The organism is Streptomyces sp. NPDC058240, from assembly GCF_042882135.1.
Classification (GTDB): domain Bacteria; phylum Actinomycetota; class Actinomycetes; order Streptomycetales; family Streptomycetaceae; genus Streptomyces.
The window spans coordinates 185,670-199,224 of sequence record NZ_JBHVWT010000006.1 but is presented as its reverse complement, the minus strand read 5'-3'; the positions used below and the strand labels follow the sequence as shown (position 1 = coordinate 199,224).

Annotated in this window: 10 protein-coding genes; 6 read left to right on the top strand and 4 right to left on the bottom strand. The window is 69.4% G+C overall.

Going from position 1 to position 13,555, the window contains the following annotated elements; all coding sequences use genetic code 11:
• Window positions 1–141 precede the first annotated feature (141 nt).
• Complete coding sequence (locus tag ACFVX4_RS14730) at window positions 142–978, bottom strand: aldo/keto reductase (protein WP_389976272.1); 837 nt, start codon at window positions 976–978, stop codon at window positions 142–144.
• Window positions 979–1,208: 230 nt separating this feature from the next.
• On the opposite strand from ACFVX4_RS14730, the gene ACFVX4_RS14725 reads away from it, so the two are divergent.
• The 4 genes from ACFVX4_RS14725 to ACFVX4_RS14710 all read left to right on the top strand — a co-directional run bounded on the left by ACFVX4_RS14725 (window position 1,209) and on the right by ACFVX4_RS14710 (window position 6,975).
• Window positions 1,209–1,994, top strand: coding sequence for a Tat pathway signal sequence domain protein (locus ACFVX4_RS14725; protein ID WP_389976269.1), 786 nt, complete (start codon window positions 1,209–1,211; stop codon window positions 1,992–1,994).
• Between the two features lie 203 nt (window positions 1,995–2,197).
• A complete protein-coding gene (locus ACFVX4_RS14720) occupies window positions 2,198–3,250 on the top strand; it encodes a chitinase (RefSeq protein ID WP_389976266.1) in 1,053 nt (350 codons plus the stop codon).
• Between the two features lie 9 nt (window positions 3,251–3,259).
• On the top strand, window positions 3,260–4,900 hold the full coding sequence (locus ACFVX4_RS14715; protein WP_389976263.1) for a glycosyl hydrolase family 8: 1,641 nt from the start codon (window positions 3,260–3,262) through the stop codon (window positions 4,898–4,900).
• A gap of 11 nt (window positions 4,901–4,911) precedes the next feature.
• Window positions 4,912–6,975 carry a PQQ-dependent sugar dehydrogenase gene (locus ACFVX4_RS14710; RefSeq protein WP_389976260.1) on the top strand — a complete coding sequence of 688 codons (2,064 nt, stop codon included), beginning with the start codon at window positions 4,912–4,914 and terminating at the stop codon, window positions 6,973–6,975.
• Between the two features lie 58 nt (window positions 6,976–7,033).
• Here the strand turns inward: ACFVX4_RS14710 and ACFVX4_RS14705 are convergent, their stop codons facing one another.
• Both ACFVX4_RS14705 and ACFVX4_RS14700 read right to left on the bottom strand, forming a co-directional pair.
• Window positions 7,034–8,833, bottom strand: a complete 1,800-nt coding sequence (locus ACFVX4_RS14705) for an AMP-dependent synthetase/ligase (protein ID WP_389976257.1) — start codon at window positions 8,831–8,833, stop codon at window positions 7,034–7,036.
• Window positions 8,834–9,167: 334 nt separating this feature from the next.
• Window positions 9,168–10,070 (bottom strand): LysR substrate-binding domain-containing protein, encoded by a 903-nt coding sequence (locus ACFVX4_RS14700; RefSeq protein WP_389976254.1) that lies wholly within the window; start codon window positions 10,068–10,070, stop codon window positions 9,168–9,170.
• A gap of 118 nt (window positions 10,071–10,188) precedes the next feature.
• Here ACFVX4_RS14700 and ACFVX4_RS14695 point away from each other — a divergent pair, with 118 nt between their 5' ends.
• Window positions 10,189–11,217, top strand: a complete 1,029-nt coding sequence (locus tag ACFVX4_RS14695; protein ID WP_389976251.1) for a bile acid:sodium symporter family protein — start codon at window positions 10,189–10,191, stop codon at window positions 11,215–11,217.
• 217 nt (window positions 11,218–11,434) lie between these two features.
• Here the strand turns inward: ACFVX4_RS14695 and fdhD are convergent, their stop codons facing one another.
• Window positions 11,435–12,283 (bottom strand): formate dehydrogenase accessory sulfurtransferase FdhD, encoded by an 849-nt coding sequence (fdhD, locus tag ACFVX4_RS14690; protein WP_389976248.1) that lies wholly within the window; start codon window positions 12,281–12,283, stop codon window positions 11,435–11,437.
• Between the two features lie 264 nt (window positions 12,284–12,547).
• Between fdhD and ACFVX4_RS14685 the strand changes: the two genes are divergently transcribed.
• Window positions 12,548–13,498, top strand: coding sequence for a beta-ketoacyl-ACP synthase III (locus ACFVX4_RS14685; protein WP_389976245.1), 951 nt, complete (start codon window positions 12,548–12,550; stop codon window positions 13,496–13,498).
• Window positions 13,499–13,555: the final 57 nt, after the last annotated feature.

The window sequence follows — 13,555 nt, the reverse complement described above, 5'->3', positions numbered from 1 at the left end:
CACTACGCAGCCAGAACAGTCAACCACGACGACGGTCGCGTTTTGCTCGCTTCTAGTCCGTTCCCCTCTTGCGGAGCGGACCGCCGCCTGGCTCAGCAGCCGTGCTCCGGTCCGTGTGCGTCAGCGGCGCGAGAGCAGGGCTCAGGCGCCGAGGTTGAACTCGCCCGGGTTCGGGCCGAGACGCTTGCCCTCGTCCAGCGCGGCGAACGCGGCCAGGTCGTCGGCGTCCAGTTCGAAGCCGAACACATCGAGGTTCTCCACGATGCGGGACGGCGTCACGGACTTCGGGATCACCACGTTGCCGGTCTGGATGTGCCAGCGGAGCACCACCTGGGCCGCCGTGCGGCCATGCTTCCGGGCAATCGCGACGACCGTCGGGACCTCCAGGAGACCCTTGCCCTGACCCAGCGGCGACCAGGCCTCCGTCGCGATGCCGTGCTTGGCGTGGAAGGCGCGCGACTCGGCCTGCTGGAGCTGGGGGTGGAGCTCGATCTGGTTGATCGCCGGGACCACGGAGGTCTCGCCGAGCAGACGCTCCAGGTGCTCGGGGAGGAAGTTCGAGACACCGATGGCCTTGGCGCGGCCGTCGGACCGGATCTCCTCGAAGGCCTTGTACGTGTCGATGTACGCGTCCTTGGCCGGGACCGGCCAGTGGATCAGATACAGGTCGACGTAGTCGAGCCCCAGCTTGTCGAGCGAGGCGTCGAAGGCGCGCAGGGTCGAGTCGTAGCCCTGCTCGGAGTTCCACAGCTTCGTGGTGACGAACAGCTCCTCGCGGGCGACACCGGAGGCCGCGATCGCCCGGCCGGTGCCCTGCTCGTTCTCGTAGATCGCGGCGGTGTCGATGCTCCGGTACCCGGACTCGATGGCCGTGGCGACCGCCTTCGCGGCCTCGTCGTCCGGCACCTGCCAGACACCGAAACCGAGCTGCGGCATCTCGACGCCATTGTTGAGGGTGATGGAGGGGACCTGGCTCACGAGCGGTCGATCCTTACGTCGTCGGTTGGTACTCCCATGGGCAACGATCAACGGTCGCCGTGCATTCCCCTGCCGCCCGGCGTTCCGCGGCCTCCCACCCGGCCTCTTCCGTCCGGGCCATTGACCGGGTTCCGCCGGCACGCAACCCTGGAGCACGTCACTGAACAACGGACACTCTTGTGAACGCATGACCCCGAGATGACGAACGAACGACTCCGAGCGAGGTCGACGTGACGAACCCTTCCAGGCGGGCGCTGCTCGGTGCGGCGATCGGCGGCGCCGTCGCCGCCACCGCCGGCCTTCCCGCCACCGCGCACGCGGCGAGCTGGAAATTACGCTGGTCGCCCTCGGCGAGCGACGCCGGACTCGGCGCCTTCGAGACCATCGAGGACGACCGGGCCGATTCCCATCCGGCGGGGCAGCCGCACATCCTCGCCGAGGGCGACAACTTCCGGTTCACCATGCACACCGTCGACCGGGACACCTCGACGGACCGTCAGCGTCAAGAGGTGACCGGGCTGCGCACCAGCGGCAGTTCGTACCTCAAGTGGCTGCCCGGAGAGACCTGGCGGGTCACGTACCGCATGTACATCCCCGGCTCGCTGAAGGCGACCACCAGCTTCACGCACATCATGCAGATGAAGCAGCCGGGCACCGGCACCTCGCCCATCGTCGTGCAGTCCCTGCGCCGGGTGAACGGTGTACAGACCATCGAGCTCAAGCTGGCCGTCGCCGACATCCTCGTCGGCCGCACCGACCTCGTGCCGCTGCAGAACAAGTGGATCGACGTCGACTTCCGGATCGCGATCGGTGACGGTGCGACGGGCTCGGTCCGCTGGATCCTGAAGGACGGGGCCACCACCGTCATCGACAGGTCGAAGTCCGGCGTCGACACCCTTCTCGCCGACCGGGTCCGGCCCAAGTGGGGCATCTACCGGTCACTCGGCGACACCTCGGGATCGCTGCAGGACACCCATCTCCTCCTCACCCGGATGCGGGGGTACCAACTGGTCTGAGGAGCCGGAGGCGGTACGCCCTCGCACGGTCGGGGCGGCGGGGCATGCGCCCGTTGCCCCGGAGGGCTGCCCATGCTTCACCCAACCCGCCTGCACCGCCCGAGATTTGGGCCCACGCGGGGCATTGACAGAAAGCTCCGCAGGGAATCCTATGCAGTGTCGGTTAGGAACCTTTCCTAACACCGAACCGGAAGGGATCATCCGTGCACCCTGCCGCACCCCCACGCCGCCTGGTGGCCGTCGTCGCCGGCCTCAGCTGTCTGTTCCTGCCTCTGCTGGGTCACCTCCCGAAGGCCTACGCCGCCACGAACGCGCACGAGGCCTTTGACGCGTACGTCTCCCCGACCAGCAGAACGACCGCCGCGGGTCCCGGCGCCATGGCCGCGGCCCCGTACGAATACCTCGGCTGGGGAAACCCGCAGAAACCGGCCGATGTGATGGCGGCCACCGGCGTGAAGTGGTTCACGCTCGCGTTCATCCTCTCGGACGGCACCTGCAACCCGAAGTGGGACGGGGACCGGCCGCTGACCGGTGGCTCGGACGCGGCCGCCATCGACGCCATCCGGGCGGCCGGCGGCGACATCGTCGTCTCGGTGGGCGGCTGGAGCGGCAACAAGCTCGGCCAGAAGTGCACCAGCGCCTCCGCGCTGGCCGGGGCCTACCAGAAGGTGATCAACGCCTACCACCTCAAGGCGCTGGACATCGACATCGAGGACACCGAGTTCTCCAACGCCACCGTGCGGCAGCGGGTGGTCGACGCCCTGAAGATCGTCAAGAACGCCAACCCGGGCATCGTGACGTACGTGACCATGGGGACCACCCCGACCGGTCCCGACGCCACCGGCAAGGACCTCATCAAGCGGGGCGCCGCCGCAGGGCTCGACAACGACGGCTGGGTCATCATGCCCTTCGACTTCGGCGGGCACACCGGCACGATGGGCGCGGCCACGGTCAGCGCGCTCGACGGACTGAAGTCCGCGGTGAAGAGTGCCTACGGCTACAGCGACGACGCCGCCTACCGGCACATCGGAGTCTCCTCGATGAACGGGAAGACGGACGAGGCGGACGAGACCGTCACCACCACGGACTTCAGGACGATCCTCGGCTACGCGCAGCAGCACCACATCGCGCGCTACGCCTTCTGGTCCGTCAACCGGGACCGGGCATGCGGCTCCGGCGGCGACGGGGACGCCTGCAGCGGGGTGTCCCAGTCCCCGTACGAATTCACCAAGATCGTCGTCCAGTACAAGGGCTGAGGAGATCCCGTGCGTACCACCACGAGCAAACTGACCCTCGGCGGAGCGGCACTCGCCGCCGCCGGACTGCTGCTGCCACTGCTCGGTGCTCCGTCGGCCGCCGCGGCGGACACCCGCTATGAGGCGGAGGGCGCGAAGCTCTCCCAGGCGGCCGCTGCGACGAACCACACCGGCTACTCCGGCACCGGCTTCGTCGACTACACCAATGTGGCCGGATCCTCCGTGGAGTTCACGGTGAACGCCACCGCGGGCAGCGACTCGCTGGCCATCCGCTACGCCAACGGAACCACCACCGACCGCCCGCTGGACATCAGTGTCAACGGTACGGTCGTCGCCTCCGGCGTCTCGTTCGGCGGGACCGGTTCCTGGGACACCTGGGCGACGAAGACCATCAGCGCGCGGCTCGCCGCCGGAACCAACACCGTCCGGGCCACCGCGACCACGGCCGGCGGCGGCCCCAACCTCGACTACCTCGACACCGCGGTTCCCGCCACCGGCGGTCCCGCGGTGCCCTTCGGCAGCCACACCCGCCCCTACACCGCAGGGATGCTGAAGCCGTCCGGCTCGCAGTCGGCACTCGACCAGGCCGTGATCAAGACGTACAACGCCTGGAAGTCCGCGTTCGTCGAGAAGAACTGCGGCAACGGCTGGTACCAGGTGATCTCGCCGGACGCCGACCACCCCTACGTCGCCGAGGCCCAGGGCTACGGAATGGTCGTCACCGCGACGATGGCGGGGGCCGACCCGGACGCGAAGACCGTCTTCGACGGCATGGTCAAGTACATGCTCGCGCACCCCTCGGTGAACAACGCCAACCTCCTCGCCGCCGAACAGGATGCCTCCTGCAAGAGCGTCGACGGCTCCGACTCGGCGACCGACGGGGACCTGGACGTCGCCTACGGGCTGCTCCTCGCCGACAAGCAGTGGGGCTCCACCGGCACGTACAACTACAAGGACCTCGCGGTCAAGCACATCAACGCCATAAAGAAGAGCGAGGTCAACCCGACCACGCACCTGATGCTGTTCGGCGACTGGTCGGACTCGGGCGAGTCCCACTACTGGATGACCCGCTCCTCGGACTGGATGATCGACCATTTCCGCGCGTTCAGGACCGCCACCGGTGACAGCACCTGGGACGCCGTGCGCACGGCACACCAGAACCTGATCACCTCGCAGCAGTCCAAGTACGCCTCCGGCACAGGGCTGTTGGCGGACTTCGTCGTCAACACCAACACCACGGCCAAGCCCGCCCCGGGCGAGGTGCTCGAAAGCGCCAACGACGGCGACTACTCCTGGAACGCCTGCCGCGACCCGTGGCGCATCGGCGCCGACGCCGTCACCAGCGGGGACAGTGCCTCGCTCGCGTCGGCCCGCAAGCTCAACTCCTGGATCAAGACCAAGACGGGCGGCGACCCGGACAAGATCGCCAGCGGCTACCACCTGAACGGTTCGGTGTTCGACAGCGGCAACGACATGGCGTTCACCGCCCCGTTCGCCGTGACCGCGCTGACCGACTCCGGCTCCCAGGCCTGGCTCGACGCGCTCTGGAACAAGCTCGCCACCACGTCGATCGACCCGGATCTCTACTACGGCGGGAGCGTCCAGCTCCAGTCGATGATCGTCGCATCCGGTAACTACTGGGTTCCCTGACGGAGGTTCAGATGCAGACCGGAACACTCACCACGTCACGAGGAAGATTGGCCGCGCTCACGGCCGTGCTGCTCTGTACCGCGCTGGTGCAGGCCGTCCCGCAGTCGGCCTCTGCGGCCGCCACCCGGTACGAGGCGGAGTCCGCGACGATCGTCCAGGGCGCAGCCGAGTCCAACCACTCCGGCTACTCGGGAACCGGATTCGTCAACGGCGACAATGTCGTCGGCAGCTATGTGGAGTTCACCGTCACCGCGGCCTCCGCCGGCACCGGAAAGATCGCCATCCGCTACTCCAACGGCACGGCGGACGCCCGGCCCGCCGATGTCGCCGTGGGCGGCACGGTCGTCTCGGCCGCCCGCGCCTTCGACGCCACCACCGACTGGAACACCTGGGCCACGTCCACCCTGACCACCCCGGTCAAGGCGGGCAGCAACAAGATCCGGCTGACGTCCACGACGGCCAACGGACTGCCCAACCTCGACTACCTCGACGTCACGGTCACCTCGTCGGACACCGAGGCGCCCACCGCACCCACGGCGCCCAGCTGTTCGGAGATCACCGAGAACAGCCTCGCGCTCAACTGGGGCGCCGCCACGGACAACGTGGGTGTCGCCGCGTACGACATCTACGAACACGGCAACAAGCTCGGCGAGGCGCCGGGCACCGCCACCACGAAGAACCTGACCGGTCTCACCCCCGGCACCACGTACAACCTCTCCGTGTTCGCGCGTGACGCGGCCGGCAATGTGTCGTCGGTCAGCCCGATCGTGGACTGCACCACCCAGCGCAGTTCCGACACCACCGCACCCTCCGCACCCGGCACCCTGTCCACCTCGGGCCTCACCGCCAACAGCGTCGCCCTGAGCTGGGGGGCGTCGACGGACGACAAGGCCGTCACCGCCTACGAGGTACGCAGCGGCAGCACCGTCTACAAGACCGTGACCGGCACGCCACCGGCCACCACGACCACGCTCACCGGGCTCGCCTGCGCCAGCCCGTACACCCTGGACGTGGTCGCCAAGGACGCGGCGGGCAACGCCTCGCCGCCGAGCAACACGGTCACCTTCACCACCCCGGACTGCGCCACCGACGGCGGTGTGCCGTCCGGCATCGCCACCGTCTCCGGCGGCTGGTCCATCCCCTGGGGCACCTACTGGATGCCCGACGGCAAGAGCGCCCTGGTGACCGAACGGGACAGCTTCAAGGTCCTCAAGGCCACCCCCGACGGCACCAGGACCCAGGTCGGGACCGTGCCCAACGCCGTCACGACCGATGGCGAGGGCGGTCTGCTCGGCGTCGCCGTCGACCCGAAGTGGTCCTCCAACCACTACGTGTACTTCATGCACACCGCATCCGAGGGCAACCGCGTCGCACGCATGACCTACGACGGCAGCTCGCTCAGCGGCTACACGGTCCTCCTCCAGGGGATCAAGAAGAGCAGGTACCACAACGGCGGACGGCTGCTGTTCGGCCCCGACGGCTACCTGTACGTGTCGACCGGCGAGGCGCAGACCCCCGACCTCGCCCAGGACAAGAACTCGCTGAACGGCAAGATCCTGCGGATGACGACGGACGGCAAGGCCGCCCCCGGCAACCCGTTCGGCAACTACGTCTACAGCTACGGGCACCGCAACCCGCAGGGTCTCGCCTTCGACCGCAACGGCCGGCTGTGGGAGGCGGAGTTCGGCGACAGCAAGAAGGACGAGCTCAACCTCATCAAGCCGGGCAAGAACTACGGCTGGCCCGTCTGCGAGGGCACCTGCACCACCTCCGGCATGACCAATCCCAAGAAGACCTGGAACATCTCCGAGGCCTCGCCCAGCGGGATCGCCATCGTCCGCAACGTCATCTACATGGCCGCCCTGAAGGGCGAACGGCTGTGGCGGGTGCCGATCACCGGTGACACCGAGGAGCTCGGCACACCGAGCGCGTACTACGTCGGTACGTACGGCAGGCTGCGCACCGTCACCAAGGTGCCCGGCCAGGACCAGCTCTGGCTCTCCACCACCAACTGCGACAACAAGGGGAACGAACCCGACGGCTCGGACAAGCTGTTCCGGGTCTCGATCACCTAGCATCCCCGGCACCGCTCGACAGGTCACATGTGCTGTACCGCCGGGGCACCCGGGTGCCTCAGCGGTACAGCGCGTCGACCTCCGCCGCGTACGCCGTCTCGATCGCCCTGCGCTTCAGCTTCAGCGACGGGGTGAGCAGACCGTGCTCCTCGCTGAAGGGGTGCGCCAGGATCCGGAACGTACGGATCGACTCCGCCTGCGAGACCGCCGTGTTGGCGGCCACCACCGCCCGCCGGACCTCCATCTCCAGGCCCGGATCGCGCACCAGTTCCTCCGGCTTCAGCGGCGCCCGTCCCTGCATCGCGAGCCAGTGGTCCACCGACTCCTGGTCGACCGTGACCAGGGCCGCGATGTACGGCCGGTCGTTGCCGACCACGATGCACTGCGCGACCAGCGGATGCGCCCGCACCCGCTCCTCCAGGCCCGCCGGTGCCACGCTCTTGCCGCCCGACGTCACCAGGATCTCCTTCTTCCGCCCGGTGATCGTCAGATATCCGTCCTCGTCGAGCGAGCCCAGATCCCCGGTGGCCAGCCAGCCCTCGCGCAGCACCGCCTCGGTGGCCTGCGGCGCGCCGAGATAGCCGCCGAACACATTGCCGCCGTGCACCCACACCTCACCGTCCTCGGCGATGTGCACGGTCGTCCCCGGGATCGGCAGCCCGACCGTGCCGTACCTGGTGCGTTCCGGCGGGTTGGCCGTGGCCGCCGCGGTCGACTCCGTCAGCCCGTACCCCTCGTACACCGTGACGCCCGCGCCCTCGAAGAACAGCCCGAGCCGGCGCTCCATCCCCGAACCGCCCGACATGGCGTGCCGGATCCGGCCGCCCATCGCCTCGCGCACCTTCCTGTACACGACCTTGTCGAAGAACTGGTGCTGCATCCGCAGCCCGGCGGACGGCCCCGGACCGGTCCTGAACGCCCGCGCCTCCAGCGCCTCGGCGTACTTCACCGCGATGTCCACGGCCTTGTCGAACGGCCCGATCCGGCCCTCCGCCTCGGCCCTGCGCCGGGCGGCGTTGAAGACCTTCTCGAAGATGTACGGAACCGCCAGGATGAAGGTCGGCCGGAACGACACCAGGTCCGGCATCAGTGCTTTGGCCGACAGCTCCGGCTGGTGGCCCAGCTTCACCCGGCCGCGGATCGCGGCGACCTCGACCATCCGGCCGAAGACATGGGCCAGCGGCAGGAAGAGCAGGGTCGCCGCCTCGTCGCCCGGCCTGGAGCGGAAGACCGACTTCCAGCGGGCGACCATGGTGTCCGTCTCGAACATGAAATTGGCGTGCGTGAGCACACAGCCCTTGGGGCGTCCCGTGGTCCCCGAGGTGTAGATGACCGTGGCCACGGACTCGGGCGTCACCGCGCGGCGGTGGCGGTGCACCACCTCGTCCTCGACGTCCGCCCCCGCGTCGATCAGCTCGGTCACCGCGCCGGCGTCCAGCTGCCAGAGCCGCTTGAGTCCGGGCAGCCGGTCGATCACCGAGGCGATCGTCATCGCATGGTCCTCGTGCTCGACCATGACGGCGGACACCTCGGCGTCGTGCAGCATCCACTGCACCTGCTCGGCCGAGGACGTCGGATAGACGGGTACGGACTGGGCGCCGACCGTCCACAGCGCGAGGTCGAAGAGCGTCCACTCGTAGCGCGTACGCGACATCAGGGCCACCCGGTCGCCGAACCTGACGCCATGGGCGATCAGCCCCTTGGCGAGCGCCAGCACCTCGTCGCGGAAGGCCGCAGCGGTGACATCCCGCCAGTTTCCGCTCGCGTCCTTGCGGCCGAGCGCGACCCGGTGCGGGTTCTCCTCGGCATGGTCGAACACGATGTCGGCCAGGCCGCCCACGAGGGGCGCGGCCGCCATGGGTGGGACAGTGAACTCGCGCAATGACCTGCTCCTTGTGGCGCTCCGCACAGCGCCGTGACGCTACCCCACCGGGCGGCGCGGCGGGAGGGCCCCGTACCGGTGGACAATGTGGCATATGCACTGGTCAGCCACCGAAATCCGGCCAGATGGGCAAGGCTCGGGCGTGGCTGGGACCGCGGGGTAACCGGCGGGCGCCGGAATCTCCACCGAATCTGTACGCCGCTGCCACTCCCGTTCCGGGGGCATACGAGGGGATCCGCCCGGATTCACTCGAATCGGACGGGCCGGAGGCGCAATCGCCGCCGCCCGTGCTTCCCGTACGCACAGGCGGTCAGGCGTTGTCCCGGCCGTTGACCGAACCGATCGTGCCGATGCCGCGGATCAGCCGGTCGCCGCCCGCCAGGATCGCTGTCGCCAGCGCGTCCGCGGCCTCGTGCGCCCCGTCGCGACGGCGGCCGTGCGACAGGACGAAATCCACACCGCCCAGGTCCGGCAGACCCGGCCTGGCCGGCACCGGCGCCAGGCCCGGCGGGATCAATCCCCGACTGTGGGCCATCACGCCCAGCCCCGCGTGGGCCGCCGCGATCAGCCCGCTCAGACTGGTGCTCGTGCAGGCGACCCGCCAGGACCGGCCGTGCTCCTCCAGGACCTCCAGGGCGCGGGCCCGGGTGATGCCCGGTGGCGGAAAGAGGATCAGCGGCACCGGACGGTCCGGGGCGATCCGCAGCTGCGGTGCGCCGATCCAGGCCAGCGCGTCCTGCCAGACCAGCTCGCCGTGCGTGTCACCGGCGCGCCGCTTGGCGAGCACCAGATCGAGCCGGCCGGCCGCGAGGCGCTGATGCAGCGTCCCGGAGAGCTCCACCGTCAGCTCCAGCTCGACCTCCGGGTGGTCGCGGCGGAACGACTCCAGGATCTCCGGCAGCCGGGTCAGCACGAAGTCCTCGGAAACCCCGAACCGCAGCCGCCCGCGCAACCGGGTGCCGGTGAAGAAGGCCGCGGCCCGCTCATGGGCCGCGAGTATCGTCCGGGCGAAGCCGAGCATGGCCTCGCCGTCCACGGTGAGATCGACCCGGTGCGTGTCCCGGGTGAACAACTGCCGCCCCGCCGCATCCTCCAGGCGCCGCACGTGCTGGCTCACCGTGGACTGCCGCACCCCCAGCCGGCGGGCGGCCCGGGTGAAACTCAGCGTCTGGGCGACGGCGAGAAAGGTACGCAGCTGTGCGGGGTCGTACATGGCGCCAGGCTATCGCGGGCCGTGATGACAGTGAGAGCGGTGTGCGGGATTCCCGATCACGCCGATCGGGGGCAGCATGGAGAGGGCACGACCAGAACCAAGAGAACATGTGGAGCACATGAGCCGCCGTACCCCGAAGCTGCCGTCCTGGCTGCCGCTCGACCCGTACATCCTGGCACTGATCGGCACCGTCGTGCTCGCGGCGATAATGCCCGCGTCGGGCACCGCCGCGGATGTGGCGGGCGGTGCCTCCACCGGAGCGGTCGCCTTCCTCTTCTTCCTGTACGGCGCGCGGCTCTCCACCGCCGAGGCGCTGGACGGGCTCAGGCACTGGCGGCTCCACCTCACCGTGCTGATCTGCACCTTCGTGGCGTTCCCGCTGCTCGGGCTGGCCGGCAGGGGGCTGGTCCCGTACGTCCTGACGCCGCACCTCTACAGCGGCTTCCTCTTCCTCTGCCTCGTCCCGTCGACCATCCAGTCGTCGATCGCCTTCACCTCGATCGCCCGCGGCAACGTGCCCGCGGCGATCTGCGCGGGCTCCTTCTCCTCGATCGCCGGGATCTTCCTCACCCCGCTGCTCGCCGCCGGCCTGCTCGGCAACAGCGGGGACGGATTCTCCGCGGACGCGCTGCTGAAGATCGGGGTCCAGCTGCTGCTGCCGTTCGTCGCCGGGCAGCTGTTGCGCCGCTGGATCGGCGGCTTCCTCGCCCGTCACAAGAAGGTCCTCGGCTATGTCGACCGCGGCTCGATCCTGCTCGTCGTCTACACGGCCTTCAGTGAGGGCATGGTCGCGGGCATCTGGCACCAGCTCACCCCGGCCCGGCTCGGGGCGCTGCTCGGCGCCGAAGTGCTGCTGCTCGCCCTGATGCTCGCGCTGACCTGGTACGGGGCGAAGTGGTTCGGCTTCGACCGCGAGGACCGGATCACCATCCAGTTCGCCGGTTCGAAGAAGAGCCTGGCCTCGGGGCTGCCCATGGCGAGCGTGCTGTTCGGGGCGCAGGCTTCCCTCGCCGTGCTGCCGCTGATGCTCTTCCACCAGATGCAGCTGATGGTGTGCGCCGTGATCGCCAAGCGCCGCTCGCGCGACGCGCAGGAGGAGGGTCCGGCGAGCGGTGCGGTGTCGCGGGAGCCCGCCGCGGTGGGCTGAGCCGGAACCGGCCGGCGCGGGGGCGCTCCTCGCCGGCCGGACACGGGGCGCCTCAGAGGCTGTCGGGTGACCTCGGACCGGGCTGCCACGCCCTGGTGCGCACGCTTCCCGCGTTGTCGTCGGTCGACGACGCTCCGCGTCGCCTCCCTCCTCCGCCTTGGAATCGCACGCACCGGACCGCGTCCGCTTTTCCGATCCGAGGTCACCCGACAGCCTCTCAGCCCTGGCCGACCGTCGCCTCCAGGGCGATCCGGTGCTCGCCCGTGTACACGTTCATCGAAGGACCCCGCAGGAAGCCGACCAGAGTCAGTCCGGCCTCGGCCGCCAGATCGACGGCGAGGGACGAGGGCGCGGAGACCGCCGCGAGCATCGGGATCCCGGCCATCACCGCCTTCTGGGCCAGCTCGAACGAGGCCCGTCCCGACACCAGCAGAATGGCCCGGGACAGCGGCAGCCGGTGGTCGGTCAGGGCCCGGCCGACGAGTTTGTCGACCGCGTTGTGCCGGCCGACGTCCTCGCGGATGTCGAGCAGTTCGCCCGTCTCGGAGAACAGCGCCGCCGCGTGCAGCCCCCCGGTCCGGTCGAAGACCCGCTGCGCGGCGCGCAGCCGGTCGGGGAGGACGGCGAGCAGGGCGGGCCCGACCCGCAGCGGGGGCGTGTCGGCGACCGGGTGCCGGGTCGTGGTGCGTACGGCGTCGAGACTCGCCTTGCCGCACAGCCCGCAGGACGAGGTGGTGTACACATTGCGTTCGAGCGTGATGTCGGGGACCGGGACACCGGGCGCGAGCTTCACGTCCACCACGTTGTACGTGTTGACGCCGTCGGCGGTCGCTCCGGCGCAGTAGACGATCGACTGCACCTCGGAGCCGTCACCGATGACGCCCTCGCTCACCAGGAACCCCGCAGCCAGTGCGAAGTCGTCACCCGGCGTGCGCATCGTGATGGCGAGCGGCTTGCCGTTCAGCCGGATCTCCAGGGGCTCCTCGGCGACGAGCGTGTCCGGGCGGGTGGAGACGGCCCCGTCCCGGATGCGGATGGTGCGGCGACGCTCGGTGACCCGTCCCATAGCGGTTAAACCCGATTCTGTACGTGTGGGAAGCCGAACCGGCCTCTGGGGATCCCATTGTCCGGTACGGACCGGGCCGGGCAAGGCGCGGGAATCCGTGCCAAGTCGACAGAATATTGTCTACAGAATCCTTTCTGCGCGTCAATGCTGTTGTCAAGCCTCCAATGGCCGGGCGCTATTCCTGTGGGAACACGTGCCCCTGTACCGGGTAGTAGCGACCAAGACTGGATGGTTCCTGCCATACGTAGCGAGGGGACCCCGTACATGACCGGCTCACGTGTCGTGGCGCTCGGCCACTATCAGCCCGCGAAAGTGCTCACCAACGACGATCTGGCGGCCATGGTCGATACCAGCGACGAGTGGATCACCAGTCGCGTCGGCATCAGGACCCGTCATGTCGGGGGGCCGGACGAGCCGGTGGACGAGATGGCCGCGCACGCGGGGGCCAAGGCGCTGGCCGCGGCGGGGCTCCAGCCGACCGAGGTCGATCTGGTCCTGGTCGCCACCTCGACCGCGATCGACCGCTCGCCGAGCATGTCGGCGCGCGTCGCCGCCCGGCTCGGGATGGGCTCTCCCGCGGTGATGGACATCAATGTGGTCTGCTCCGGCTTCACCCATGCCCTCGCCACCGCCGACCACGCGATCCGGGCCGGCGCCGCCCAGCGCGTCCTGGTCATCGGCGCCGACAAGATGGCGGACATCGCGGACTGGACCGACCGCAGCACCTGCGTCCTGCTCGGCGACGGAGCCGGTGCGGCGGTCGTGGTCGCGGAACCGGACGGGGACGACCGGCCCGGGATCGGTCCGGTCCTGTGGGGTTCGGTGCCGGGGATGGGGAACGCGGTACGGATCGAGGGGACGCCGCCGCGCTTCGCGCAGGAAGGGCAGTCCGTCTACCGCTGGGCCACCACGCAGTTGCCGCCCATCGCCCGCAAGGTGTGCGAGAAGGCCGGTGTGACGCCCGAGGAGCTCGGGGCGGTGGTGCTGCACCAGGCCAACCTGAGGATCATCGAGCCCGTCGCCAGGAAGATCGGCGCGGTCAACGCGGTCATCGCCAGGGACGTCGTGGACTCCGGCAATACGTCCGCGGCCTCGATCCCGATGGCCCTGTCCAAACTGGTGGAACGCGGCGAGGTCCACAGCGGTGCGCCGGTTCTGCTCTTCGGCTTCGGCGGGAATCTTTCGTACGCGGGTCAGGTGATCCGCTGCCCCTGAGGGGTCCTGTGCTCGGTAGACTGTAGACGATAAGCAATCGCTGCTCGTCGGCCGGAG